The sequence below is a fragment of the Paenarthrobacter nitroguajacolicus genome (assembly GCF_031455195.1).
Classification (GTDB): Bacteria; Actinomycetota; Actinomycetes; order Actinomycetales; family Micrococcaceae; genus Arthrobacter; species Arthrobacter nitroguajacolicus_D.
Map to the genome: position 1 here is coordinate 398,195 of NZ_JAVDSH010000001.1, position 25,249 is coordinate 423,443.

Below are 25,249 nucleotides of genomic sequence, written 5' to 3' on the forward strand. Positions count from 1 at the left end.
ACCTTAGGCGTGGCCTGCGGTCTGCATCTGCCTCAATTCGCGCTTCAACTCCTTGACCTCGTCACGGATCCTGGCAGCCACTTCGAACTGCAACTCGGCCGCGGCCCCGTGCATCTGCTCCGTGAGCTGCTCAATGAGTCCCACAAGGTCCTCGGCAGGAGCTGCAGCAAGCCCGTCCTGCCGGACCGTCGCGGCACCCTTGGCGGCGGACTTACCGCGCTTGGCACCCTTAGCCAGCCGGTTGTTGTTCAGCAGTTCCTGGGTGTCGGCATCTTCCTTGGCCAGCTGGTCGGTGATATCGGCAATCTTCTTGCGGAGCGGCTGGGGATCGATGCCGTGGTCGGTGTTGTACTGGACCTGGATGGCTCGGCGACGGTTGGTTTCCTCGATGGCGTGGGCCATGGAGTCCGTAATCCGGTCGGCGTACATGTGTACCTGGCCCGAAACGTTACGTGCAGCACGCCCAATGGTCTGGATCAAGGACGTCGAGGAACGCAGGAAGCCTTCTTTGTCAGCGTCGAGGATGCTGACCAGGGAAACTTCGGGCAGGTCGAGGCCTTCACGGAGCAGGTTGATGCCCACCAATACATCGAAGACCCCCATGCGGAGTTCACGGAGCAGTTCGACGCGCCGCAGGGTGTCGACGTCGGAGTGGAGGTATTCCACTTTCACGCCGTGGCCCACCAGGTAGTCGGTGAGGTCCTCCGCCATCCGCTTCGTCAGGGTGGTCACCAGGACGCGTTCGTTCTTTTCGGTGCGGGTCCTGATTTCGCCCAGCAGGTCGTCGATCTGGCCCTTGGTGGGCTTGACCACTACCTCGGGATCGATGAGTCCCGTGGGTCGAATGATCTGCTGGACGTAGCCATCAGCCTTGCCGAGCTCGTACTTGCCGGGGGTTGCGGAGAGGTAGACCGTCTGGCCGATACGTTCCAGGAACTCGTCCCACTTCAGGGGCCTGTTGTCCATGGCGGAGGGCAACCGGAAACCGAAGTCCACCAGGTTGCGCTTGCGGGACATGTCACCTTCGTACATGGCACCGATTTGCGGAATGGTCACGTGGGACTCGTCCACGACCAGCAGGAAGTCGTCTGGGAAGTAGTCGAGCAGGCAGTGGGGTGCCGTCCCGGGGGCGCGGCCGTCGATATGCACCGAATAGTTCTCGATGCCGTTGCAGAAGCCCATCTGCTGCATCATTTCGAGGTCATATGTGGTGCGCATCCGTAGGCGTTGCGCTTCAACCAGCTTGTTTTGCCCTTCAAGGACCTTCAGTCGGTCGGCAAGTTCGTCTTCGATCCGCTTGATGGCACGTGCCATCCGTTCCGGCCCGGCCACATAGTGGGACGCCGGGAACACGTACATCTCCTCTTCCTCCCGGAGGACTTCTCCGGTCAGCGGATGAAGGGTTTGGATGTTCTCGATTTCATCGCCAAAGAATTCGATCCTGATGGCCAGTTCTTCGTACATCGGGATGATTTCCACGGTGTCGCCGCGGACCCGGAACGTCCCCCGGTGGAAGTCCATGTCATTGCGGGTGTACTGCATGGAAACGAATCTCCGCAGCAGGTGGTCCCGGTTCATCTCCGCTCCCTTGCGGAGGGTGACCATCCCGGCGATGTATTCTTCGGGCGTTCCCAGGCCGTAGATGCAGGACACCGTGGCCACCACGATGACATCACGTCGGGTGAGGAGGGCGTTGGTGGCGGAGTGGCGCAGCCGTTCGACTTCCTCGTTGATGGAGGAGTCCTTCTCGATGAAGGTATCAGTCTGGGCTACGTAAGCTTCCGGCTGGTAGTAGTCGTAGTAGGAAACGAAGTACTCCACCGCGTTGTTGGGCAGCAGTTCGCGGAATTCATTGGCCAGCTGAGCCGCGAGGGTCTTGTTCTGGACCATCACCAAGGTGGGTCGCTGGACCTGCTCGATGAGCCACGCCGTCGTAGCGCTCTTGCCCGTACCTGTGGCGCCAAGGAGGACAACGTCCTTCTCGCCGTTGTTGATGCGTTCCGTCAGTTCAGCGATGGCGGCCGGCTGGTCACCGGCAGGTTTGAACTCGCTGATCACTTCGAAAGGTGCGACGACGCGGTTGATTTCCTGGGCAAGGCTCATGAATCAAATCTACCCCCGCCCCAGGACAACTACTGTCCGCGTTTGCCATCAGCAGAAGAGGAATACGACGGCGGCTGCCAGCCCGTGCGGTCCGACCACTCATTCATGAGCGGCCAGGCGACATCGGTGAACCAAGGCTCCTTGGCATCCGCGTAGCCTGTGGTGCCGTGGTCTTCAGCGTGCTTGGCTGCGAGTTCCCGTTTGTGCGCCTCGTATATGGCCAGTGCCGATGGTTCGGCCCGCAACCAGTCACGGAACTGCAGGGCGTAACGCCACCCGGGAGACCCTGCCACCCGCACGTGCAGGTTCACTGGGCGGCCAGGGTCCGCGTTGGCGTGGAATCTCTTCTCCCACCGCCGTGGATCCGGATCGGCGGATTTTGGCGTGTCCGCGTTGGCATGTGGCACGGCCGGATAGCCGGCGGCGGTGAGCAATGGCGCAATCCGGTCCGCCGTCCCCAGGTCCGTCACGGCAAGTTGGAGATCGATGACATCCTTGGCGGCCAAGCCGGGCACCGACGTCGAACCTATGTGGTCGACCGCCAGGATCTCCCCCGGTGCGGACGCAGCAATGCGGGCCGCCAGCCGCTCCGCCTGTGTGCTCCAGGTAGCGTCGGCGGGGACCATGACAGCCGCGCCTGGTCTGGAGGCCCGCACGCCACGTCGAAGGTTCTCCACGAACGGCACCAAGCGTTGCTCCCAGAGGGCATCGACCTGGGCCAGGAGTTCCTCCCGCGTGCCTGCGTTGGAAAGCAACACGTCAGCGGCAGCATTGCGCACTTGGCGCGTAGCCTGTGCCGCCATGCGGGAGCGGGCGTCTGCCGGCGTCATTCCGCGGAACTCGACCATGCGCTGCAAGCGGACGTCGTCCGGCGCATCAACCACCAACACCAGATGAAAGTTGCTGACCTGCCCTGTCTCAACCAGCAGCGGAATGTCCTGCACCACAATGTCCCCGGCGCCCGCAGCTGCGGCAATTGCCGCGGCTGCTTCACGGACCAGCGGATGGATGATGCCGTTGAGCACTTCCCGCTGCCTGGCGTCCCGGAACACTATGGAGCCAAGCTGAGGCCGGTCCAGCCGGCCGTCCTGGTCGAGGATGCCCTGACCGAATGCTTCCACCACCCGTTCCAGGCCGGGAGTGCCAGGTTCTACCACCTGCCGTGCAATGGCATCAGCGTCGATAAGGACGGCGCCCAATTCCTGCAGCCTTGATGCAACCAGCGATTTTCCCGAGGCGATGCCGCCCGTCAGCCCAATCTTCAACACCACTCAACACTAGACTGAAGCGGTGGAAATTGAGGACGACAGTCGCGCAACAACGTACACAACGCTCGCCGCGGGGCCCGACGTCCGCCACGAACTGGAGATCCGGCGGTCCCGGTTCATTACCGTCCTACGGCGTTCGCCCGATGAGGAGACCGCCCGTTCGCTGGTTTCGGATTTACGGCGTGAATTCCACGACGCCCGCCACCATTGCTCGGCGTTCGTCATCGGACCGGACCGCATGGTCCAGCGCTCCAGTGATGACGGTGAGCCCTCGGGAACCGCCGGCATTCCCATGCTGGAAGCCCTCATCAAACGCGAGACAGCGCCCCAGGTGACTGACCTGAGTGACGTAAGTGTCGTCGTCGTGCGCTATTTCGGTGGGATCCTGCTGGGCGCGGGAGGGCTGGTGCGTGCCTATTCGGAGTCTGTCTCGTCAGCCTTGGAGTCCGCTCCCCTGGTGATCCGCCGGCGGCTGCGCCTCTGTGCATTGGAGGTTCCACACGCCGAAGCCGGACGCCTCGAGAATGAGCTCCGGGGTGCGGGGTACGTCATGGCCGAAACCGGTTACGAGGCCAAGCACACCATCCTGCGACTGGCACTCGCTGACAACCCCGCTGAGTTTGCCGAGGCCAAGGGCAGGTTGGCATCGCTGACAGCAGGAACCATTGACTTGCGGCCCGAGGGAACCGAATGGATCGACCTCCCGCGCTGAGAAGCCCGCGCCCGGTTCCGATCGAACAACGCAAAAGGACCCCCGCCCGGAGGCAGGGGTCCTTCTTTGGCTATTCAGCACATCCCGTGAGGGAGGCGGAATTAGTTGCCGGTGAGCTTCTCGCGCAGCGCGGCGAGTGCTTCGTCGGACGCCAGGGTACCGGCGTTGGACTCAGCAGCAGCCGGCTCCGAGGAGTAGCTGGTGGTGCCGGAATCGCTCTCACCGGACGTTGCAGCAGCAGCGTCGTCGGCAGCGTGCTGGGCAACCTGCTTCTTGTGGGCTTCCCAGCGGGTCTGGGCGTCAGCGTACTGCTGCTCCCAAGCGGCGCGCTGGTTCTCGTAGCCTTCGAGCCATTCGTTCGACTCGGGGTCGAAGCCCTCAGGGTACTTGTAGTTGCCCTCTTCGTCGTACTCAGCGGCCATGCCGTACAGAGCGGGATCGAACTCGGTGCTGTCAGCGTCAACGCCCTCGTTAGCCTGCTTGAGGGAGAGGGAGATACGGCGACGCTCGAGGTCGATGTCGATGACCTTGACGAACAGTTCGTCACCAACGGAGACAACCTGCTCGGCGAGCTCAACGTGGCGGACAGCCAGCTCGGAGATGTGCACGAGGCCTTCGATGCCGTCTTCGACGCGAACGAACGCACCGAACGGAACCAGCTTGGTGACCTTACCCGGAACAACCTGGCCGAGGGCGTGGGTGCGGGCGAAGGTCTGCCACGGATCTTCCTGCGTAGCCTTGAGCGACAGGGAGACACGCTCGCGGTCCAGATCCACTTCGAGGACCTCGACGGTGACTTCCTGGCCAACCTCGACAACCTCGGAGGGGTGATCGATGTGCTTCCAGGACAGCTCGGAAACGTGAACGAGGCCGTCTACGCCGCCCAGGTCCACGAATGCACCGAAGTTGACGATGGAGGAAACAACGCCCGGACGAACCTGGCCCTTTTCCAGCTTGTTGAGGAACGTGGAGCGAACCTCGGACTGGGTCTGCTCGAGCCATGCACGGCGGGACAGAACAACGTTGTTGCGGTTCTTGTCCAGCTCGATGATCTTGGCTTCGATCTGCTGACCGATGTACGGAGCCAGGTCGCGGACACGACGCATCTCGACGAGGGATGCGGGCAGGAAGCCGCGCAGGCCGATGTCCAGGATGAGGCCACCCTTGACAACCTCGATGACGGTACCGGTAACGACACCGTCTTCTTCCTTGACCTTCTCGATGTCGCCCCAGGCACGCTCGTACTGTGCGCGCTTCTTGGAGAGGATCAGACGGCCTTCTTTGTCTTCCTTGGTGAGAACCAAAGCTTCGACCTGATCGCCAACGGCGACAACGTCGCCGGGGTCAACATCGTGCTTGATGGAAAGCTCGCGGGAAGGGATGACACCTTCGGTCTTGTAACCGATGTCGAGCAGAACTTCGTCGCGGTCGACCTTGACGACGGTACCTTCGACGAGGTCACCGTCGTTGAAGTACTTGATGGTGGCGTCGACAGCTGCGAGGAAGTCCTCAGCGGTACCGATGTCGTTAATGGCGACTACGGGGGTACCGGGCTTCTCGGTGGAGGTGATGGTCATGTAGTAGGGGCTCCGTTGTGGATAGTTAGTCGGTCAGGCAAACCGCTGCCGCCCGGGTCCGGACGGCAGAACACGGCAAATTACCGGGTCATCCTGATTTGTGGATTAATACAAAATGGATGCATGCACGTAGTACACGCCCGTTTATTCTAGTCGCATTGGCAAAGCAGGGTCAAAAGCAGTCCTACGCGGTGAGTACGTCGCTGAGCCGCCCAAACTCCATGCCCTTGTCCAGCAGCCGCGGGAGGACACGTGCATAGCCTTCCGCCGTGCCCGCGGCCGGCCTGTTGAAGTGCGAAATGACGATGTCTCCGGGCGCTACCCGACCCACTTCGGCGGCGACGGTCGCCGCCGGATAGGTGGCTCCGCCGTCGCCGTTCACCGAGAAGTTGACGGGCAGCAGGCCAACCCGGTGCGTCATGGCAGCGGCCACGTCGTCGTAGTAGGCAGTCCCGGGCCGGAAGAAGCCAGGCGTTTTCCCGCTCAGTTCGTGCATGACTTCCTGGTTGCCCATCAGTTCGTCGTAGGCCGCCGAGACGGTAGCAGTTCCGGCAATTCCATAGGCGGACTTGCCGTTCACGGACAAGGGAAGGTGCGCGGTTCCGTGGTTGGCGAGCTCAAACAACGGGTCTGCTGCCAGCTCAGCCGCAAGCCCCGGGTTGGCATGGATCCAACGGCTGTTCATGAAGAGGGTTGCGGGTACTTTGAGCCGCCGCAGCGTTTCCAGCAGCTTCTGGTCGCACGCTGCCCCTCCTGGTCCGCCGCAGGCATCAAAGGTGAGGGCCACGTGCCGGGAGTGCGAGTTGTTCACCACCCCGGTCACGTGGAGCCCCCATTCCTTGGGCCTGCGCCCACCGAACTCCGCCAGGACCTGCTGCTTGTCCGGCACCGCCGGAGGCTTGGGCGCTGGTGCCAGGGCGGCAGCGGCCTGTTCGCGGGACCGGGCTGCGATGGACGGAGGCGGAGTGGCGGGGCCCGACGCCGGCCGTGTTCCCTGTCCCATCCCGGTGGCGTTGGGGCCGGGTGCACTTGCATTGTCCGAGCACGCTGCCAGGGCGGCTGAGGCTAAGCCCGCCATTCCAAGCAGCACTGATCGCCGGCGGGCCAACGGCCGCCGCTTGGAATCCCCCATGGATGTCCCTATCTTTATGTGGCTATGTGATTATGGTCGCTCCGGGCAAGGGCCTAGAAGTGGGTCAGGCAATGCGCGGATCGCTCAACTGCGAAGAGCTGCTGGGCTTCCAGCGCGGCGCCTGGTCGTTTCTCGTTGATGCGCCCCGCGGCGGCCAGGGTCACCGGCGACACGGCCCCCAGGTAGATGGACGCGAGGTCCGCCACGTCCAGGCTGAGGTCGGGCGTTTCGCCCGCAGCGTCCCGCACGACGGCGGCAGCACCGCCGTCGGACTCCAAAACCCAGGTGCCGCCCGCCAGCCCCAACGGATCCGCGACGTCCAGTACCAGCCGTCCGGCCGTGGCGTAGCGGCGGGCCTGCAGGGCGGCCGGAGTATCCAGGATGCGGAGCCAGAGCATGTCCCGGATTTCCGAAGCATCAATGCACCTCGGATCTTCAAGGGCCCATGCCAGCGGGTCGTCGACCGGCGCCTCGGCCCACGTGATCTCGTCAATGAGGTCGATGCTGCCCAGGAATCGCCACAGGTCAAGGTATCCGGCGTTGGTCGCCGCTACGAAGTCAACGATTTCCATGGTGTAGGGCTTGTGCTCCCACCCTTTGAAGCGGTACGAAACGTATCCGTCCAATGCCCCGGAAAGGTCGTAGTGCAGGGCGCAGCGGACACTGGTGTCGGGCTTGCCGTCGTGGCCAATGGAGCCGGACGCGACCAGCCGGTAGTACTCCTGCCGGTCAATTGAACCGGGCGAAAGCCGTTGGACACGTTCAAACACCTTCGGTGCCACGTCCAGGAGGACTGCAGGATCGGCGACCTCGACGGTGCCCTCCGGTTCTCCCCTCAGCCGGAAACGTGGCCCGGCATCAACCTTGATGCTGCGTTCGAAAGTAGCCACCCCGAAGCCAAAGCGGCCATAGATGGAACCTTCGGAAGCCGTGAGGGCCGCCATCGCCAAGCCGTCGTCCTTGGCGGACTCCAGGTCGGCGGTGATCATGCCGCGGAGAATTCCGTTCCGGCGGTGGGTGCCACGGACCGTCACGGCGGTGACCAGGTTGGATTCAAGTTGCCGACCGAAGCCGATGTTCAAGGTCTTTCGCATCGTGGCGTACGTCGCCACGGGAACGTCGGCGCCCAACGAGTGATCAGGCACGCTGCCATTGACATAAACGCCGGTCAGCTGCCGCTGGTCAGTTTGGTAGGCCGCAAGTGTCTTGGCCAGGTATTCGTCGTCGCGCCGTTGCTGGTGGAAGCCGTGCGAGACCGCCTGCACCCACGTGGCGCAGCGGCCGTAACCGGCGTCATCCGGGTTTCCTACGGCAGGAAAACGCTGGACGGAGTATTTTTCAAGGTTTCGTTCATTGGGATCAGCCACGCTCCCGAGCCTAGCCAGACCCCGGAGGGCGCGCCACCATCTCGGCGGCGCGCCCTCCGGCGATCCATTGAATGCCTGCTTGGGCTAGTGTCCGGCCTCATACCAGCTGGAGCCCACGCCGATCTGAACATCCAGCGGGACAGAGAGGTCAGCCGCCGAGCCCATCTGTTCGATGACCAGTTTCTCCACTGCTTCGCGCTCCCCGGGTGCAACCTCAAGGACCAGTTCGTCGTGGACCTGCAGCAGCAAGCGGGACTTCAGGCCCTGGCTGGCCAGCTCCGCTGAGACACCCAACATGGCGCGCTTGATGAGGTCCGCTGCCGAACCCTGGATGGGAGAGTTCAACGCGATGCGTTCTGCTGCCTCACGCGCCTGCCGGTTGGTGCTGGTCAGGTCCGGCAGGTAGCGTCGGCGGCCTTCGATGGTGGCCGTGTAGCCATCCGTGCGGGCCTGGTCCACGACGCCGCGCAGGTAGTCCCGCACGCCGCCGAAACGGTCGAAGTAGTCCTTCATGAGGGTGCGCGCCTCATCGACGGAGATCTCCAACTGCTTGGAAAGGCCAAAGGACGTCAGCCCATACGCCAAGCCGTACGACATCGCCTTGACCTTGGAGCGCATGGCGCTGGTAACTTCGGCCGGCTCTACGTTGAAGATCCGTGAGCCCACGAACCGGTGCAGGTCCTCGCCGTCACGGTAAGCCTGGATGAGGGCTTCATCGCCGGACAGATGCGCCATGATGCGCATCTCGATCTGTGAGTAGTCCGCGGACAGCAGGCACTCGTAGCCCTCGCTGACAACGAAGATACCGCGGACACGGCGTCCTTCCTCGCTGCGGACGGGGATGTTCTGCAGGTTGGGGTTGTTGGACGAGATACGGCCGGTGGCAGCGATATTCTGCGCATAGGTGGTGTGGATACGGCCATCATCGGCGACGGACTTCTTGAGTGTTTCCACCATTTGGGCCAGCTTGGAGGACTCACGGTGCGCCATGAGCTGGACCAGGAACTCGTGGCCGGTCTTCTCCAGCAGCCCCTTCAACGACGCAGCATCCGTCGTGTAGCCGGACTTGATCTTCTTGGTCTTGGGGAGCCCAAGTTCGTCGAAGAGGACGGTCTGCAGCTGCTTCGGGGATCCGAGGTTCACCTCGTGGCCGATCGCGGCGAACGCCTGCTCCTGGGCATTGCCGATCACCTTGGTGAGGTCGGCGAGCTGCTCATCCATGCGGTCCGTGGAGACATAGATACCTGTCAGTTCCATCTGCGCCAGAACGCGCGCCACGGGAAGTTCCAGCGTCGTCAGCAAGGCATCGGCCTTGATGTCGGCAAGCTCGGTTTCGAAGTGCTTGCTGAGGGCATGAACGACGGCGGCATGCTGGACCAGCGCTGTTGCGGCAACTTCGTCCGATTCCCCGGAAAGGTCCAGCTCCAGTTGGCCGGATTGGGCCGCAGCGGCGGTGAGCGAAATTTTCAGATGCACCTGGGCGAGCTCGGCGAGGTCGTAGCTGCGGCGGTCGGGCTGGATCAGGTAACCGGAGATGGATGTGTCATCCACCACGCCCTCGAGCCCAAGGCCCCGGTTGTGCAGGGCCTTGAGTGCCGATTTGAACTCGTGCAACACCTTGGCTTCTTCGGGGTCCTGCAACCAGCGGAGCAACACCGACTCTGCTGCGGCATCCAGGTCCGTGAGCTCAATGTAGGCTGCTCCGTTGTTCCGGACAACAGCCAGTGCACTCGCGTCATCGCCGATCCGCCCGGGAACCAACTGCACCGCGAGGGCCGAGCGCATGCCGGACCCTGCCGCGAAGAACGCCTCCAGTGCGCCGGCATCCTTGAGCCTGGAGAACTGCGGGGCGTCGATGGTGTCGGGTGCGGCTCCTGCGGTGTCGTCGCCGTAAAGGTCAAAGAGGCGGGTGCGGAGCGTCCGGAATTCGAGCTCTTCAAAGAGCTCTTCAATGGCCTGCCGGTCCGGTCGGGGCTCGTGCAGGTCCGCCAGGGTCAGCGGAAGGTCAAGGTCGGACAGCAACTGGTTCAGCCTGCGGTTGCGCTTGACGTTCTCCAGGTTCTCCTTGAGCGCGCCACCCACCTTGCCGCCGATGGAGTCGAGGTTTTCCAGGATGCCTTCGAGGCCTCCGTAAAGGTTGATCCATTTGGCGGCGGTCTTGGGGCCAACGCCGGGAACACCGGGCAGGTTGTCTGCCGATTCGCCCACCAGTGCGGCGAGGTCCGAGTAGAGGCTCGGCTTGACGAAGTACTTCTCCTCGATGGCTGCTGCGTCCATCTTGGGAATGTTGCTGACGCCCTGCTTGGGGTAGAGCACAAAAACGTTGTCGTTGATGAGCTGGAATGCGTCCCTGTCGCCAGAAACGAGGAGGACCTCGAAGCCCGCCGCGTCGCCTTGTGCGGCGAGCGTAGCCAGGACATCGTCCGCTTCATATCCGGGCATGGCGATGGTCCGGATTCCCCAGGCCTCCATAACTTTGGCGATGAGGCCGATCTGGCCCGCGAACTCCGCGGGGGTGGCGTTGCGTCCGCCCTTGTATTCGCTGTACTCGGCCTTGCGGAACGTGGTGTCGTCGGAAACGTCGAAAGCCACCGCGACGTGCGTCGGCTTCTGGTCCTTGATCAGGTTGATCAGCATGGACGTGAAGCCGTGCACTGCGTTGGTGTACTGCCCGCGGGCAGTGGAGAAATTCTCGGCGGGAAGGGCATAGAACGCCCGGAACGCCATGGAGTGGCCATCGAGGACCAGCAACCTGGGCCGGCCCTCCCCCGTGCTGTTGGCGGAAGGTGCGGGTGCTGTAGCGACGGCAGCAGCCTGGGCCGTTGGAACCTGGTCCGGTTTGGTTGTTTCACTCACAGGTGCCAGCCTAGTTGGCATGAAGGACAATTTCACGCCGAACCCGTTTGTCGACGAGCTGAATGAGGCAGGTGTGCCTGAAGAATTCCATGATTGGCTGTCGGCCCACGGAGTTGGCGCCTTGGTGGTGAAACTCGGCATCCGTTTCACCGAGATGGGCGCCGAGCGCATTGTGGCAACCATGCCCGTGGAGGGTAATACCCAGGTGGCCGGAATCCTGCACGGCGGGGCCCACGTGGTCCTCGCCGAGACACTGGGATCCTTCGCCGCCTCCTTGCACGCCGGAAGGGGCAGGCATGCGGTAGGGATCGAAGTAGGCGCCACCCATCACCGCTCGGTTGCCGCTGGTTTGGTGACTGGCACTTGCACGGCCATCCACCTGGGCGGAACACTTGCCACGCACGAGATCGTCATCACCGACGACAAGGGCCGCCGCCTCTCGACCGCCCGGATCACCAACATGATCCGGGACAACCGGCACTAGGAAGCGGTGACCGCCTGCGGCATACGGTAGTGCAGTTCAGCCGCGGCGCCCCCCAGGATGCGGGAAGAGACCAACTCAAGGGGCGCCGTCGGGCCCTTCAGCGGCAAGAGCCGCTTCCCGGCGCCCAACACCACCGGAATGATGGTGACGATGATTTCGTGGAGGAGTCCCGCGTCGGCAAACTGGGCCACCAGGTCTCCGCCGCCGACCAACCACACGTTCTTTTCGCCGGCTGCCTTGAGCAGGTCAGGTGCGAACTCCCTGACGTCGCCGCGGACAAAGGTGATGTCCGATCCCGCTGGTGCCCGGTACTCGTGGTGCGTGAAGACCCAGCAGGGTGTTTCCGGATACGGCCAGTTGTCCGGCTCGTGTTCGATCAGCCACCGGTAGGTATCACCACCCATGGCGACGCAGCCGACTCCTGCCATGAAGGACCCGATGCTTTCGTTAACGCCGTCTACCTGGTCGAACTGCAGGAGCCAGGCCAGATCGTCATCGGGTGAGGCGATGAAGCCGTCAATGGTGGACGCTACGTAGTACTGGAAAAGTGACATGGCCCCAGACTAGTCAGCCGGCGGAAGGGTTCCCATACTCGACCCTGACGCTGCCATCGTCACGCAGCACCACAACACGCCCCCGGGCAAGGCTCCAGCCATCGTTGAGCAGGAAGATCCTGCCACCGCTGACAACCAGCAACCTGAGTCCGGTGTACCGGTACAGCGGGGCTGCATCGGTACCGGCCGATTCCTCATGGACGTTCGGGGCGGTGACGGCCAGGCGCTCCTTGCTGTAGACGACGGCGGTTGGCAACAGGCCGGACCGTTCCTGGTAGTCGACGGCGGCACCGCGCCCCAACGCCTGGGCGTAATCCGATGTACCCCAAAACAAAAGCAGTGTGACGAGGGCGAAGACCAGTGCCCGCTCCAAGGCCCTGGGCCTGGTCGCGCGCAGCCCACTGGAGGGGGTGGCCGCCCGACGCCTCACGCCCAGGCCCCAGGTTCCGATCACAAGTCCGGCCGCAATGAGGAACGGGGCGTACAGGAGAACCTGGCCAGGCCTGGTGACCACAACGATCCACATCACTGCCGCATACGCGAACCCCAGGATGATGACTACCATCGCGATCCGATGGACCAGCGTCCGGTAGGTGGCCCTTTCGATAAGCCGCAACACGGCGCGGTCCAGCATCAGCCACAACAGCCCGATGACCACCAGCCAGGCCAGTGGCTGGAACAGGGACTGGATGCTTCGAAGGATGAAATCCTGGACTGTGTAGCCGAACAGGCTCACGTCGAGTCCCATGGCTTTTGCCTGGGCATCAGTGCGCGCCCACCCAAAATAGACCAGCAGCGCGGTGGCGACCGTCAATGGGGGCCCGATGACTGAGAGGACCTCGAGGGTCCTCTTCCAGCGGGTATTGCTGGTGCTGTTTTCGTCGGCCTCCTGCGGTTCGCTCACGGTGCGGCCGTCGTGGACGGTTCAACGGATGTCACGGGGGCCGTGGGGACGTCCGGCGGCTGTGTCGCGGGCGCGGTCGGGGTGGGTGCCGATGGAGGTTGCGTACTGGTGGACACGCCGGAGTCGTCGTAGAAGAACGTGACCGTTCCTGCGACGTCTACCGTGTCGGTGATCGAGATCCGGACTGAGTCCCGACCATTTGCCGGGGGCATCCGCAGGTAGACCGTTCCGTAGTCCTGCCTGTCGCCAACGAAGTCGACATCCGCTGGTACGCCGTCGAACAGGACCTCAGCTACGCGCACATAGTACCCGTCCAGTCGGACGATGGTGCCGCCAGTGCTGGGACCCGTTGCGCGGGCTGCGCCGGGAACGGGCCTGAGGTCCTTGTCCACCACGGTCAACCCGACCAGTTGCCTTGGGCAGGCCTGGCCTTGCCCTGGCTGAACGTTGAGGCTGGCCTGCGGATTGCTGCGGTGCTGGGCAACCAAGGACGCCGCGGTAACGGCAACCCTGAATTCCAGGCATTTGCTTTGCGGAATCTGCGGAGTTGCTCCCACTGCATTCGATGCCCGTTGCCAGTCCTGCTGGCTTCCGCTTTGCAGCGCCTGGCAGACAGCGGCGCCCGCCTGCCACACCGCGGCGTCCTCCGCGCCTTCGACGCTTTGGGCCAGCGCGTCGCATTGGAATTGCTGAAGCAGGAGATACCGCTGTCCCGAGGTGGGGTCGTTGGGCCCAATGGGGCCGATTGGTAACCACTGCACTACTGGTGCGTTCGCCTGTGGCGCGCCGGGGCCGGCAGGGCCGGCGGGCTGGGCAGCGGTAGGCGCGGCAGCGGTTGGCTGCAGTGGTTGCGAGGTGCCCGGGGAGGCTGGGCTGGAGCCCTGGTCAGGCCGGAGACCTTCTGTGGATGGGGGAAGGCAGGCAGAGAGCCCCAGCATCAGGACCGGCACCAGGGCCAGTCCGATGAGATGGCTCCGGGATTGGCATTTCATGACAGCCCCACATCTGCCGGATCACGATCACGCAGTCATGTGCATAACTACACTGCTGATTATTCTCCCGATGGGACGTGACTACCAGAGAGGCCGTTATTTTCCGAAGTAGGGAACAATCAAGTAGATACCGAACAGGACGGCAACCCCGCACACGCCGAAGCACAGGTAGGCCAGCGAACGCACCAGTGCAGGGGACTTCTGCTGGGCGTCCCCAGCGATGGCCGTCAGGCGCACCCCGAGCGAATACAGGACCACAAGGGTGACCGCCGCCACGAGGGTGACACCTGCAACCTGCAGCAATTCCAACCATTTCATCGCTGCACGTCTCCGCTCGGGGTGGTCTTTCGGTTTTTCTTCTTTTTCCGGAACCGCACAGCGTGACCGGCTTCATCGACTTCGACGGCGTTGTGGTGGCCGACATGCGACTTACGTGAAACAACGAACATGAACACCACGGCTGCCGTTCCAACCACCGCGGCGATGACGACGCCTACGACGCCGGTACTTACCAGGAGGGCCGTCAGGGCACCAACGATCGCCGAGGCCGGGAGGGTGAACAGCCAACCCAACGCAATCTTCCCGGCGGTTCCCCACCGGACCGACGTGCCCTTTCGTCCCAGGCCCGAACCGATAACTGAACCTGAAGCCACCTGCGTGGTGGAGAGGGCGAAACCCAGGTGTGATGACGCCAGGATGGCCGAGGCCGTGCTTGTTTCGGCGGAGAATCCCTGCGCGGGCTTCACCTCGGTCAAGCCGGAGCCCATGGTCCGGATGATGCGCCAGCCGCCCGCATAGGTGCCGATCGCAATGGCCAGGGCGCAGGCGGTGATGACCCAGAACTGGGGCCCGCTGCCGGGGGCCTGGGTACCTCCTGCGATCAGGACCAGGGTGATGATGCCCATGGTCTTCTGGGCGTCGTTGGTGCCGTGGGCAAGGGCCACCAGGCTGGAGGTGAAGATCTGGCCGGTGCGGAACCCGCCGCGTTTCTGCGTGAGTTTGTCGCCGGTCTCGGGATCGTGCCTTGAGGTGAGCGCGTAGGCGAGACGGGTACAAATGTAGGCTACGAGCCCCGCAATCAGGGGCGCGAAGACCGCGGGCAGGATGACCTTCTGCAAGACGGTTTCGAAGTTGATGGAGTGGAAGCCGATGCCAACCACCGCGGCACCGATCAGGCCCCCGAACAGGGCGTGCGAGGAACTGGATGGCAGGCCCTTGAGCCAGGTGACCATGTTCCAGAGAACTGCGCCCATGAGTCCGGCGAAAATAATGTCCGGCGTGATGTGGATGCCGTCCGAACCTTCCCGGATCAGGCCTCCGGAAATGGTTTTGGCCACTTCCGTAGAGAGGAACGCGCCCACAAGGTTGAGGACGGCAGCCAGGGCGACAGCCGTTTTGGGCTTGATCGCCCCCGTAGCGATGGGCGTAGCCATCGCGTTGGCTGTGTCGTGAAACCCGTTGGTGAAGTCAAAAAATAGGGCCAACGCTATTACCAGCGCGACCATGAAGGTGATATCCACCTGTTGCCCAATCTGCAGAGTCGACGTTCAGCAGTTCCACTTCCCCGTACCTGCCATCCACAGCATAGTTCAGCATCTGTTCAACTGACTCGACTTGCGGGATTCACTCTGGCGGGCTTGAAACCTTAAGAATCCTACGTGGCGGGGGCTGAGCGGACAAACGTACCCGGTCCAGGCTTCAACCCAAATATGCCCGGACCGCCGCCAACTCCTTGCGGGTCAGACCCTTCCGCGGATCCGGTGAGATGCACAGCACACGGTCCTGCTGGTACTCAGCCCAGGAGCGGGCGTCCGACTCGGCACTGAGTTGGTCATCCACCCAGATCATCCGATCACTCCCGACCGACGCCAGATCCTTCTGGAGGGCCACCAATTTCCACCATTCAGGCCCCTCGTCCCACCCCTGGCTGGAAAGCACCGGCCAGTCCTGCCCCCTTAAACCGATGGCGGGACACAGGAACTCGGGGGCCAGCCGTTCCCAGGTGGTCAGCCAGACGAAGCGGGCGGCAGGGTGGCTGGCGAGGTTGTTGAGTTCGGCGACGGCCTCAGGGGCAAAGGCGACTTCGAGGATGCCGGCGTCGGCGAAGGTCCACTCATTCCCCCAATCAGTGGCCCCTACGGGACTAAAGGGGTTCACCACGCCGTCGACATCCAGGTAGATCGATACGGGAGCCATCCGGCCATGGGCGGAATCCATGTCCACTCCCCCCTTCCCCAACAGTTCAGCAACAGCCTACGGGATGGTGCAAGAGTCGGTCGATGATTGGTTACATCAATCTCTTGACGTTCGTCATGTAAGTGATATTCTCGAGACATGGAAAAGCCCCCCGTCCATTCCCCCCAGAGTGTCCGTCACATCGAGGACAGTGTCCGTACCGATTTCCGGCATGCGATGTCTTATGGCGGCTACCTGGATCTCGACCAGTTGCTCAGTTCCCAGCATCCGCTCAGCGAGCCGGAACACCATGACGAACTGCTGTTCATCATCCAGCACCAGACCAGTGAGCTGTGGCTCAAGCTTGTCCTGCACGAACTCCTGGAAGCCCGGAGGCTGTTCGACGCCGACAACCTGGGCAAGGCACTCAAGTGCATCGCCCGGGTGAAGGCCATCCAACGCACCATGACCGAGCAATGGTCCGTGCTGGGCACCCTGACGCCGCGCGAGTACTCCCAGTTCCGGGGCTTCCTGGGAAGCTCATCGGGTTTCCAGTCCTACCAATACCGCGGTGTCGAGTTCCTGCTGGGAAACAAGAACCGGGGCATGCTGCGCGTGTTCGAAAGCGAGCCCGAAGCCCACGCACTGCTGGGCAGGTTGTTGGAGGAGCCCACGCTTTACGACGCGTTCCTTGGAGTCCTTTCCCGCGCCGGCTACGACATTCCCGCAGACATCCTTGAGCGGGACACCAGCGAACCATGGACCTTCCGTCAGGACCTCGTCCCCATCTTCCAGAAGATCTACGAGTCGGATGACACACAGTGGGGACTCTACGAAGCGTGCGAGGACCTGGTGGACATCGAAGACAACTTCCAGGCCTGGCGCTTCCGCCACCTCCGGACCGTCCAACGCACCATCGGGTTCAAGGTCGGTACCGGCGGATCCTCCGGCGTGGACTTCCTCAAACGCGCCTTGGACCTGACCTTCTTCCCCGAGCTCTATGCCGTCCGCACCGAGATCGGCAACTAAGCAAACCACCACGGGCAGCGCCGCCCAGAACTTCCGCAGGAGAAGCCATGACCACCCAACAGCAGACCCAAACCCCACTGCCGACGTCGGCCGAACTGGACGCCGCAGATCCCCTCGCCACCCAGCGTGAAGCCTTTTACGCGCCCGACGCCGATCAGCTCACCTCATATTTGGACGGCAACTCGCTCGGACGCCCGCTGAAGGCAACCGCTGCACATCTCGCGTCCTTCGTCCACGACGCCTGGGGCAGCCGCCTCATCCGGGGCTGGGACGAACAATGGATGGACGAACCCACCAAGGTAGGCGACCGCATCGGCGAAGTGACCCTTGGTGCGGCCCCCGGACAGACCACCGTCGGCGATTCCACATCGGTCATGCTGTACAAAATGATCCGGGCCGCAGTCGATTCCCAGCCCGAACGCGACGAGATCATCATAGACCGCGACAACTTCCCCACTGACCGGTTCATCATCGAGGGAATCGCCAAGGAGCGCGGCGCAACCATCAAATGGATCGCTGCCAATCCCGCCAGCGGTGTCCGCGCAGCCGACCTGGACGGACTGCTTGGCGAGCGGACCGCCGTCGTCGTCCTCAGCCATGTCGCCTACCGCTCAGGGTTCCTGGCGGACGCGAAGGGAATCACCGCCAAGGTGCACCAGGCCGGTGCCCTCATGCTCTGGGACCTTTGCCACTCTGTGGGCTCCGTACCCATGGAACTGGATGCGTGGGGCGTGGACCTTGCCGTCGGTTGCACCTATAAGTACCTCAACGGCGGACCCGGCTCCCCTGCCTTCGCTTACGTTAACTCCTCGCAGCAGGATCGCCTGCAGCAACCCATCTGGGGCTGGATGGGCGCCGACAACCCCTTCGGGATGACCGAGGCCTACCGTCCGGCGCAGGGCATCCGCCGCTTCATAACCGGCACACCCCCGGTCCTGGCCATGCAACCCCTCAAGGACATGGTCGAACTGATCGCCACAGTGGGCATGGACGCTGTCCGGGAAAAGTCCATCAAACTCACGGAGTACGCCATCGCGTTGTCCGAGGAACTCCTGGTCCCGCTCGGAGCAGAGATTGTCAGCCCCCGGGACCCGGCAGAACGCGGTTCCCACATCACCGTGGACCACCCACTCTTCGCCGATGTCACAGCCGCGTTGTGGGAGAAGGGTGTCATCCCCGACTTCCGCCCGCCACACGGGCTGCGCATTGGCCTGTCGCCGTTGAGCACCAGCTACGCCGAGGTTGAGCTGGGAGTGACCGCCATCCGGGACGCCCTCGCCGAACTGCTGTGAGCCTGAAGTGAGCGCTGTACTGGACGATATGGACTCCCGGCCCGGGAGTACCACCTCTTTGTTGCGGACCGTCATTGGCCTGTACTTGAGGGAAGCCGGCGGTTGGATGTCGGCGAAGGACATTGTTGCGCTGATGGAGGCCCTCGGCACGTCCGGGACTGTTACGCGGACCGCTTTGGGCCGGCTGCGCAAGAAAGATGTGGTGCTGCAGGAAAGCCGTGACGGACTCCCCGGCTTTACGCTCACCGACGGTGCATCCACGATGCTGGCCCGTGGCGACCGCCGGATCTACAACCCACGCAGCATGGGTGACGCCGATCCGTGGTGCCTGATCTCCTTTTCCATCCCGGAGACTGAACGCGAAAAGCGCCACCAGTTGCGGCGGAGGCTCCATTGGATCGGCTGCGGGACAGTGGCTGCGGGCCTGTGGATCTGCCCTGATTCCCTGCGGGCGGAGGTGGAGGAAATCCTCGCCGACCTGGACTTGCGGGACATGGCAACCGTCTTCGTGACCGAAACGCCCCTGGTCGGTGGCAGCCTCAGGGACGCGGCCTCGAGTTGGTGGGACCTGGAAGCGGTGGCCGGACTTCATAAGGACTTCATCAGGGAACACGGCGCCGCGGCTTCAGGCCAAAGGGTTGGCGTGACGGCGCAGGCCTTCGCCACCTACGTCCAGTGCATCGATCGATGGCGGATCATTCCGTACCTCGACCCCGGGTTGCCGCCGGCGTTCCTGCCTGCCGACTGGCCCGGGGCCGAGGGTGCTGAATTGTTCAAACGGATCGTTGCCGCCTACGCCGAACCCAGCGCGGAGTTCGTTCGACGCTGCCTGCAAGGCACGGTTGCGGCTACGGCTTCCTGACGGCGATTCCCCGCCAGTATGGCTCCCCCAGCTCTTCGATGGGAGTCTTGGCGGTTTCCCGGGAGAAGAAGGCGGAGACTCCGGCTATGGCCATGCACAGCACCGCGAATCCGGCCACGGGAAGCCATCCGTCGTGGCCCTTGCCCAGGAGCAGTCCTGCGATGAGGGGAGCAAAACCAGCCACCACCAAACCCAGCTGGTTCCCCAAAGCCATGCCTGAGTACCGGACCGGGGCTGCGAACAGTTCGGCGAAGTAGGCAGGCCAGATCCCGTTGAAGCAGGAATACAGCAACGTCATGTTGATGAACGCGGCGGCGAAGACCAGGAAGATGTTCCCCGTGGACAACGCCAAGAAGTAGGCAAAGATGGTCACCGAGCAGCCGATTGCTGCCGTCATAAGCAATGGCCTGCGCCCCAACCTGTCGGAGAGTTTGGCAGTCAGCGGCATCACGAACATGGACAGGCCAATGGCTACTGCGTTGACCGTGAGGATGGACGCCTTGTCGAAGCCTGCGGCACCGGTGGCGTAGGACAATCCGAAGACCGTGAAGATTGTCTGCATGACGGACATGATGGACATGCCAACCACCCTCGCCACATCCGCGGATTGGAAACGAAGGACTTCCCGCAGCGGCATGGGTGCTACCGCCTTCCGGTCCTTGGCGTCCTCAAACACCGGCGTCTCATCCAGGTGCGTCCGCACCCAGTAGGCGATGCCCAACACCACGATGGACAACCAGAAAGGGATGCGCCAGCCCCAACTCATCAGCGCCTCGGTGGGCAGCGCGGATACCGGAATAAAGACGAGCGTCGCGAGCACCATGCCCGAGGCGTAGCCGGTCATGACGAAGCTGGTAAAGAAGCCGCGGCGGCCCTCCGGTGAGTGTTCCAGGGTCAAAGTGGACGCGCCTGCCGATTCCGCCCCTGCGGAGAAACCCTGCGCCAGGCGGCCAATGACCAGGAGGACCGGAGCCCAGACGCCGATCTGGCTGTAGCTCGGCAGAAACCCTATGCCGAGGGACGACAGCCCCATCACGCCCAGGGTGATGAGCAGGATCTTCTTCCGGCCCAGTTTGTCACCGAAGTGGCCCATGACCAGTCCGCCAACCGGCCGTGCCACATAGGCCACGCCAAAGGTGGCGAAGGCTCCGATCAGGCCAACCGCGGGGTCGTCGGAGGGAAAGAAAAGCGGACCGAAGACCAGCGCAGCGGCTGAGCCGTAGATGAAGAAGTCGTAGTACTCAAGGGTGCTTCCCAGGAACGAGGCCAATGCCGCTTTCCCTGGGGTCTTGGGCAGCGTCGTTGGCTGCTGGGCAGTGGTTGTCATGGCTGTTCTCCTTTGAACGGCGTCCAGGCGGTGCTTCAGAGGTGGAAATCGACGGCGATGATGTGCTCGCTGTTGGGAAACGAGTACTTCTTGAGGGGCTCGTGGAGCGGGTGGGTGTTATAGACGTCGATATCCTCGGCAGAGGCGAAGTCGGCAACGATCGCATAGTCGAAGGAACGTTCGTGCTGGAAGACGTCGGCGCCGTGGGTCAGTTTCAGGAGGCCTGGAATGTTGCCGTCCATCGCGTCCAAGCCTGCCACCCAAGCGGCCTTGTCCCCCGCGGGAAAGTCCGGCTTGAACTTGAACAGCACTGCATGGCGGATCATGCTCCCACTCCTGTCGGGACGCTTGCTCCCGCATACTCGGCCGGCTGGCCGGCAATGGTCCGGCCCGCAAGGTATCCCATGGTCATGATGGGGCCAAGGGTGGCGCCCGCCCCCGGGTAGCCTGCAGCGTAGGCATTTTCCGTGGTGTTGCCGGCGGCGAAAAGGCCCGGGATAGCTTGGCCGTCCACATCCAGGACGCGTGCCCGGCCGTCCGTCGCTACGCCTCCGTTGCTTCCGAACGCACCATTGACCACCTCCATTGCGTAGAACGGACCGGTCAACAGCGGGCCCAGTGACGGATTGGGCCAAGGGCAGTCGTCATCGCCCCAGTACTTGTCGTAGGCGCTTTCACCCCGGCCGAAGTCCGGGTCCTCACCTTTGACGGCGTATTCGTTGAAGCGGCTGACCGTTGCCTTGAGTTCGTCGGCAGGGACCCCGATCTTTTCGGCCAGCTCTTCCAGCGTGGGTGCTTCGACCAGGTAGTCCGGCGTCGGTTGGCCGGCCCGGTGAGCCAGGACGCCGTAGCGCTCCAAGTAGCCGTGGTCGAAGACCACATGTGCCGGGGTGTTCAGGGTCTGGTTGTTCGGCGAATCCCAGGACTGCAGGCAGCGTGCGAGGTCGTTGTAGTTCTGGGACTCGTTGGCGAAGCGGCGCCCGTGCCGGTTGACCATGAGCGAGCCGGGTCCTTGCCGTTCGAACCTGAGCAAGGTGCCAATGGGTGCCCCGTCGCGGGTGTCTCCCGTAATGGACATGGGGGCCCACCAGGCTTCACGGGTTCCGCGGGTCTGCGCCCCGATCCGCTGTGCCATCTTCAGTCCGTCGCCGGTGTTGGAAGGCGGCGAACACATGATGTACAGGCGGGAGGCCAGCAGCGAATCGGCCCGTGCCTTGTCCCACTCGAAGCCACCGGTCGCGAGGACGACCCCGTCGTTGGCGTGGAAAGTTTCACCCGACTCGAGTTCGACGCCCACTACCCTGCCGCCGTCGAGCAGGAGGCGTTGACCGCGGGCGCCAACCACCAGCGCCGCGCCATCCCGGACCAGGCTCGCGAGCAGCATGGCAACCAGAGCATGGCCTTTGGCCACAAGCCCTTGTTCCTGCCGCTGGTTCAGTTCATTCCACGGGAATTTGGTGAAGGCACCCCAGTTTTCATACTCCTGCATAGTGAACGGTGCCCTGCCATCGGAACGTACGTGGTGGGCAAGGTCTCCGAGTGCCTCGCGGATATTGAACAGCTCAGGTTCAACGGTGCGGCCGCCCTCGACGGAGCCGGGCAGGTCCTGGCGGTAGTCCGGGAAGTTGTCCAGGAAAATGAACCGGACCCCGCATTCGTCCTCGGTAAAACGGAGCATGGTGTCCCCGAAGTCGAGGGCAGCGTCCAGGAGCTCTTCACGGCTGCGGCCGCGCGCTACGGCGCGGATGTACTGCGCCGCGGCTTCCTTGGAGTCGTCCAGGCCGGCTTCGCGGGCGTGGTGGTTGTCGGCCACCCACAGCATGCCGCCCGACACCGCAGAGGTGCCGCCCAGCAGTTCGGCCTTTTCGAGGACGACGACGGATTTGCCCGCCCTTGCGGCGGTGGCCGCCGCGGTCAGGGCGCCTGCGCCCGATCCGACCACTACGACGTCGTAGGTATCGGTCTGTGTGCCGTTCAAAAATTTCACGGAAGAGCCTTTCAGGAAAGGGAATAGCTTGCGGATATCGGTGGGTCAGACGGCGGTGTAGCCGCCGTCGATCACCAGTTCGGATCCCGTGGTGAATCGGGACTCATCGGAGGCGAGGTAGAGCACGCCGTAGGCTATTTCGTCCGGTTCACCCTGCCTGGGGAGCGGGTTGCTGCCCACCAGTTGCCGGTAATAGGCCTCTGGCCCGATCTCGGACTGTTCCGCGGACCGGCGGCTCATCCTGGTGTTCATGGAACCGGGGTGGATGGAGTTCACCCGAACGCCGTGGACTCCGTAGGTGGCGGCGTCGGACTTGCTCAGCAGCCGGACGGCGCCCTTGGTTGCGTGGTACAGCGGCACGTTGCGTCCACCGGTGAGTCCGTGGATGGACGAAAAGTTGATGATGCTCCCGGACTGCTTGGTGATCATCCCGGGAACCACGTACTTGGTCATGAGCCAGACCCCTTTGACGTTGACGTCAAAGATCGCGTTGAAGTCATCCATGGAGGCGGTATGGCTTGCTCCGGCGACACCGATGATGCCGGCCGCGTTGACCAGGATGTCCGGAGTGCCGAGCTCTTCGCTGAGTTTCCCGATGGTCAGCGCCACGCTGGACTCATCAGTGACATCGACGTCGTATTCGGTGATGCCGGGGCGGCTGCCTCCGGCCGGCGCCCCGGCGCGATCCAAGGACGCCACCGTTGCCCCATTCTCAGCCAACAACCGGGCGGTTGCGCTGCCCAGGTCTCCCCTGCCGCCGGTGACCACAGCCACCTTCCCAGCCACGCGCTGGGACGCCTGTGGGGACTTTCCGTGTAGTGCTGACTCCATGACCAAACTCCTCCTGCCGCGGCATTGCGGCGTTCAAACATCACTACGGCGCAGGGCAGCACAGAAGAGGGCCCAAGGGGCCGGTTCGTGTACTGGGGCGAAATGCCTTGAGGGTCAGTGCCCTCGTGGATGGCGCTGGACGGTGGTCCGGTCCGCAGTGCCCTGCTGTGTGCTCAACTTTGCCAGCGGGTCTGTGAATGGGGCCACAGCGTTACCGATGAACGGGAATCAGATGTTGCCATTGCTTTGGCGAAGCGCGCCCTTGAGCTCCCCACGCCAACCCAAGGCACGCGAAATACCACGTGCCGCCGTCATCAACACGGGCACCCGGACGGCCGCGTTTTCTTCATTCCTGGGCACCACTACGCTCAAGGCAGCCACGACCGTGTTCGTGCGGCCAAACACCGGCACGGCGATTCCGCTCGACTCCGGCACGATGATTCCGGGCATGGATGCAAATCCCCGCTGCCGGATGGCTGCCAGATGACGGCGCAGTTCAGCTGGGTTGGTCAGCGTGGCATCGGTGAACTTCTCCAGCGTCCGGGACAGGAAGAGGTCCTGGTAGGCGGCCGGCGAGAATGCCAGCAGGACGAGCCCGGAGGATGTGCCGTGCACGGGGAGCCGGCCGGCCACCTTGGTAATGTCCACCATCGAATCCCTGGAGCCGATCCGCTCGATGTACAGGACCTCGTCGGAGTCCAGGATCCCCAGCGTGGTCGAATGCTGGACCACGGACTGAACGTCTTCCATGAACGGCAGCGCGGCTTCCCGCAGGCCAACCATCCGGGAACTCCTGGAGACGAGTTCCCAGAGCCGTATGCCTACGCGGACCTCGGCATTGGCTTCCCTTTCAAGCAGGCCCTCGGCAAGCATCTCGTCCACCAGGCGGTATGTCGTGGTGACCGGGAGCCCGGAGCGGCGGGCCAGCGTGGCAACGCTCATGGTGCGGTGGGAGTCATCAAAGGCTCCCACCAGCCTCACGACGCGACGGATGACGGACTCGCCCGACGTCGAGTTGGCCATACTACTCGCCTGATTTCACGCGTGAGACGAACCGGAAACGGTCCCCACGAAAAGTGCTGCGGGTCCATTCGACCGGAACGCCGGTGGCGGATCTGGCCAGCCTGTGGACCACCAGCAGCGGAGCGCCCATCTCGATACCGAGCAGCTGGACATCCCCGGGACCGGCCAAGGCGGTCTCCACGGTGTCTTCTACGTCCGCGACCCGGATCCCGTAGACGTCTGCGAGGGCAGCATACAGCGAACCGGCTTTGGTCAGGTTCGACTTGAAGCGTGCCAGCTTGCCTGGCAGCCAGGCGACTTCGTGTGCCAGCGGCTCGCCTTCGATCAGGCGGATCCGCTCCAACCGCGTTACCTGCGCGCCTTCGTCAAGGCCCAAGTGTGCCGAGACTACGTTGTCCGCTTTCATGACGTCGAGGGCGATCAAGGTGGAGGCCGGCCGAAGGCCCTGCGTGCGGGCGTCATCGGAGAAGGACGTCAACTGCCGGACGTGTGTCACTTTGGGGGGCGCAACGAACGTTCCGTGACCTTGGATCCTGCCCAGCCTGCCTTCCGCCACAAGCTCACTGATCGCCTGCCGGACCGTGGTGCGGGAGGTTGAGTACTTTTCTGCCAGAGCCCGCTCGGTGGGGATGAGCGTGCCGGGCTGCAGTCCAGCGATGAGTGCCAAGACCTCGGTTTTGAGGAGGTAGTACTTCGGCGCCGCAGGTGCAGCTTCTGGTGACATGTTGGACATCCTACTTGTAGACACTGCGATTGGTCTATGCCAATCTTAGG

23 protein-coding genes are annotated in these 25,249 nt (G+C 63.3%); 5 read left to right on the forward strand and 18 right to left on the reverse strand.

Translation table 11 applies throughout. The annotated features are described in order from the left end of the window. Positions 1–3: 3 nt before the first annotated feature. Positions 4–2,103, reverse strand: a complete 2,100-nt coding sequence (gene uvrB, locus J2Y68_RS01875) for an excinuclease ABC subunit UvrB (protein WP_309988955.1) — start codon at positions 2,101–2,103, stop codon at positions 4–6. Between the two features lie 29 nt (positions 2,104–2,132). Continuing rightward, a complete protein-coding gene (gene coaE / locus J2Y68_RS01880) occupies positions 2,133–3,371 on the reverse strand; it encodes a dephospho-CoA kinase (RefSeq protein ID WP_309988958.1) in 1,239 nt (412 codons plus the stop codon). 22 nt (positions 3,372–3,393) lie between these two features. Between coaE and J2Y68_RS01885 the strand changes: the two genes are divergently transcribed. After that, entirely contained in the window at positions 3,394–4,083 is a 690-nt protein-coding gene (locus J2Y68_RS01885; protein ID WP_309988961.1) for an IMPACT family protein, read from the forward strand. Positions 4,084–4,184: 101 nt separating this feature from the next. Here the strand turns inward: J2Y68_RS01885 and rpsA are convergent, their stop codons facing one another. From rpsA to polA, 4 genes are all read right to left on the reverse strand, one after another. After that, positions 4,185–5,660 carry a 30S ribosomal protein S1 gene (gene rpsA / locus J2Y68_RS01890; RefSeq protein ID WP_090821282.1) on the reverse strand — a complete coding sequence of 492 codons (1,476 nt, stop codon included), beginning with the start codon at positions 5,658–5,660 and terminating at the stop codon, positions 4,185–4,187. Between the two features lie 184 nt (positions 5,661–5,844). Then, entirely contained in the window at positions 5,845–6,792 is a 948-nt protein-coding gene (locus J2Y68_RS01895) for a polysaccharide deacetylase family protein (RefSeq protein WP_309988963.1), read from the reverse strand. Between the two features lie 53 nt (positions 6,793–6,845). Continuing rightward, positions 6,846–8,159 carry a GNAT family N-acetyltransferase gene (locus J2Y68_RS01900; protein ID WP_309988965.1) on the reverse strand — a complete coding sequence of 438 codons (1,314 nt, stop codon included), beginning with the start codon at positions 8,157–8,159 and terminating at the stop codon, positions 6,846–6,848. A gap of 84 nt (positions 8,160–8,243) precedes the next feature. Further along, positions 8,244–11,015, reverse strand: a complete 2,772-nt coding sequence (gene polA / locus J2Y68_RS01905; RefSeq protein ID WP_397334635.1) for a DNA polymerase I — start codon at positions 11,013–11,015, stop codon at positions 8,244–8,246. Between the two features lie 19 nt (positions 11,016–11,034). Here polA and J2Y68_RS01910 point away from each other — a divergent pair, with 19 nt between their 5' ends. Further along, entirely contained in the window at positions 11,035–11,499 is a 465-nt protein-coding gene (locus J2Y68_RS01910; protein ID WP_211712601.1) for a hotdog fold thioesterase, read from the forward strand. Here J2Y68_RS01910 and J2Y68_RS01915 read toward each other — a convergent pair. The 6 genes from J2Y68_RS01915 to J2Y68_RS01940 all read right to left on the reverse strand — a co-directional run bounded on the left by J2Y68_RS01915 (position 11,496) and on the right by J2Y68_RS01940 (position 16,166). Next, positions 11,496–12,053, reverse strand: a complete 558-nt coding sequence (locus J2Y68_RS01915) for a dihydrofolate reductase family protein (RefSeq protein WP_309988968.1) — start codon at positions 12,051–12,053, stop codon at positions 11,496–11,498. The genes J2Y68_RS01910 and J2Y68_RS01915 overlap by 4 nt on opposite strands. 13 nt (positions 12,054–12,066) lie before the next feature. Beyond that, a complete protein-coding gene (locus J2Y68_RS01920; RefSeq protein WP_309988969.1) occupies positions 12,067–12,957 on the reverse strand; it encodes a hypothetical protein in 891 nt (296 codons plus the stop codon). Next, entirely contained in the window at positions 12,954–13,949 is a 996-nt protein-coding gene (locus J2Y68_RS01925) for a hypothetical protein (RefSeq protein ID WP_309988971.1), read from the reverse strand. The genes J2Y68_RS01920 and J2Y68_RS01925 overlap by 4 nt, the downstream gene beginning before the upstream one ends. A 96-nt stretch (positions 13,950–14,045) precedes the next feature. Then, a complete protein-coding gene (locus tag J2Y68_RS01930; protein ID WP_211712598.1) occupies positions 14,046–14,267 on the reverse strand; it encodes a hypothetical protein in 222 nt (73 codons plus the stop codon). After that, positions 14,264–15,469, reverse strand: coding sequence for an inorganic phosphate transporter (locus J2Y68_RS01935; RefSeq protein WP_309988974.1), 1,206 nt, complete (start codon positions 15,467–15,469; stop codon positions 14,264–14,266). The genes J2Y68_RS01930 and J2Y68_RS01935 overlap by 4 nt, the downstream gene beginning before the upstream one ends. A gap of 178 nt (positions 15,470–15,647) precedes the next feature. Beyond that, positions 15,648–16,166: an HAD domain-containing protein gene (locus J2Y68_RS01940; protein WP_309988976.1), complete on the reverse strand. Its 519-nt coding sequence runs from the start codon at positions 16,164–16,166 to the stop codon at positions 15,648–15,650. Positions 16,167–16,283: 117 nt separating this feature from the next. Here J2Y68_RS01940 and kynA point away from each other — a divergent pair, with 117 nt between their 5' ends. Genes kynA through J2Y68_RS01955 form a run of 3 tightly spaced genes read left to right on the forward strand, consistent with a single transcriptional unit; the run spans position 16,284 to position 19,307 of the window. Next, on the forward strand, positions 16,284–17,153 hold the full coding sequence (gene kynA, locus J2Y68_RS01945; protein WP_309988977.1) for a tryptophan 2,3-dioxygenase: 870 nt from the start codon (positions 16,284–16,286) through the stop codon (positions 17,151–17,153). A gap of 47 nt (positions 17,154–17,200) precedes the next feature. Further along, positions 17,201–18,445 (forward strand): kynureninase, encoded by a 1,245-nt coding sequence (gene kynU / locus J2Y68_RS01950; protein ID WP_309988980.1) that lies wholly within the window; start codon positions 17,201–17,203, stop codon positions 18,443–18,445. 7 nt (positions 18,446–18,452) lie between these two features. Continuing rightward, the gene (locus J2Y68_RS01955) at positions 18,453–19,307 is read left to right on the forward strand and encodes a PaaX family transcriptional regulator (RefSeq protein WP_309988982.1); all 855 of its coding nucleotides are present in this window, start codon (positions 18,453–18,455) and stop codon (positions 19,305–19,307) included. Here the strand turns inward: J2Y68_RS01955 and J2Y68_RS01960 are convergent. From J2Y68_RS01960 to J2Y68_RS01985, 6 genes are all read right to left on the reverse strand, one after another. Next, on the reverse strand, positions 19,294–20,634 hold the full coding sequence (locus tag J2Y68_RS01960) for an MFS transporter (RefSeq protein ID WP_309988985.1): 1,341 nt from the start codon (positions 20,632–20,634) through the stop codon (positions 19,294–19,296). The genes J2Y68_RS01955 and J2Y68_RS01960 overlap by 14 nt on opposite strands. 35 nt (positions 20,635–20,669) lie before the next feature. Continuing rightward, positions 20,670–20,960: a Dabb family protein gene (locus J2Y68_RS01965; protein WP_309988986.1), complete on the reverse strand. Its 291-nt coding sequence runs from the start codon at positions 20,958–20,960 to the stop codon at positions 20,670–20,672. Then, the gene (locus J2Y68_RS01970) at positions 20,957–22,621 is read right to left on the reverse strand and encodes an FAD-dependent oxidoreductase (RefSeq protein WP_309988989.1); all 1,665 of its coding nucleotides are present in this window, start codon (positions 22,619–22,621) and stop codon (positions 20,957–20,959) included. Before J2Y68_RS01970 ends, J2Y68_RS01965 begins: the two co-directional genes overlap by 4 nt. Positions 22,622–22,666: 45 nt before the next feature. Further along, positions 22,667–23,452: an SDR family NAD(P)-dependent oxidoreductase gene (locus J2Y68_RS01975; RefSeq protein ID WP_309988992.1), complete on the reverse strand. Its 786-nt coding sequence runs from the start codon at positions 23,450–23,452 to the stop codon at positions 22,667–22,669. Positions 23,453–23,680: 228 nt separating this feature from the next. Further along, positions 23,681–24,475, reverse strand: a complete 795-nt coding sequence (locus J2Y68_RS01980) for an IclR family transcriptional regulator (RefSeq protein WP_309988995.1) — start codon at positions 24,473–24,475, stop codon at positions 23,681–23,683. Between the two features lies 1 nt (position 24,476). Continuing rightward, positions 24,477–25,208, reverse strand: a complete 732-nt coding sequence (locus J2Y68_RS01985) for a GntR family transcriptional regulator (RefSeq protein WP_309988998.1) — start codon at positions 25,206–25,208, stop codon at positions 24,477–24,479. Positions 25,209–25,249: the final 41 nt, after the last annotated feature.

Bases quoted from the DNA above. Each gene is read 5' to 3' on its own strand.
- uvrB (WP_309988955.1), bottom strand. From the start codon at position 2,103: ATGAGCCTTGCCCAGGAAATCAACCGCGTCGTCGCACCTTTCGAAGTG.
- rpsA (WP_090821282.1), bottom strand. From the start codon at position 5,660: ATGACCATCACCTCCACCGAGAAGCCCGGTACCCCCGTAGTCGCCATT.
- J2Y68_RS01895 (WP_309988963.1), bottom strand. From the start codon at position 6,792: ATGGGGGATTCCAAGCGGCGGCCGTTGGCCCGCCGGCGATCAGTGCTG.
- J2Y68_RS01910 (WP_211712601.1), top strand. From the start codon at position 11,035: ATGAAGGACAATTTCACGCCGAACCCGTTTGTCGACGAGCTGAATGAG.
- J2Y68_RS01915 (WP_309988968.1), bottom strand. From the start codon at position 12,053: ATGTCACTTTTCCAGTACTACGTAGCGTCCACCATTGACGGCTTCATC.
- J2Y68_RS01925 (WP_309988971.1), bottom strand. From the start codon at position 13,949: ATGAAATGCCAATCCCGGAGCCATCTCATCGGACTGGCCCTGGTGCCG.
- J2Y68_RS01930 (WP_211712598.1), bottom strand. From the start codon at position 14,267: ATGAAATGGTTGGAATTGCTGCAGGTTGCAGGTGTCACCCTCGTGGCG.
- J2Y68_RS01940 (WP_309988976.1), bottom strand. From the start codon at position 16,166: ATGGATTCCGCCCATGGCCGGATGGCTCCCGTATCGATCTACCTGGAT.
- kynA (WP_309988977.1), top strand. From the start codon at position 16,284: ATGGAAAAGCCCCCCGTCCATTCCCCCCAGAGTGTCCGTCACATCGAG.
- kynU (WP_309988980.1), top strand. From the start codon at position 17,201: ATGACCACCCAACAGCAGACCCAAACCCCACTGCCGACGTCGGCCGAA.
- J2Y68_RS01960 (WP_309988985.1), bottom strand. From the start codon at position 20,634: ATGACAACCACTGCCCAGCAGCCAACGACGCTGCCCAAGACCCCAGGG.
- J2Y68_RS01965 (WP_309988986.1), bottom strand. From the start codon at position 20,960: ATGATCCGCCATGCAGTGCTGTTCAAGTTCAAGCCGGACTTTCCCGCG.
- J2Y68_RS01975 (WP_309988992.1), bottom strand. From the start codon at position 23,452: ATGGAGTCAGCACTACACGGAAAGTCCCCACAGGCGTCCCAGCGCGTG.
- J2Y68_RS01980 (WP_309988995.1), bottom strand. From the start codon at position 24,475: ATGGCCAACTCGACGTCGGGCGAGTCCGTCATCCGTCGCGTCGTGAGG.
- J2Y68_RS01985 (WP_309988998.1), bottom strand. From the start codon at position 25,208: ATGTCCAACATGTCACCAGAAGCTGCACCTGCGGCGCCGAAGTACTAC.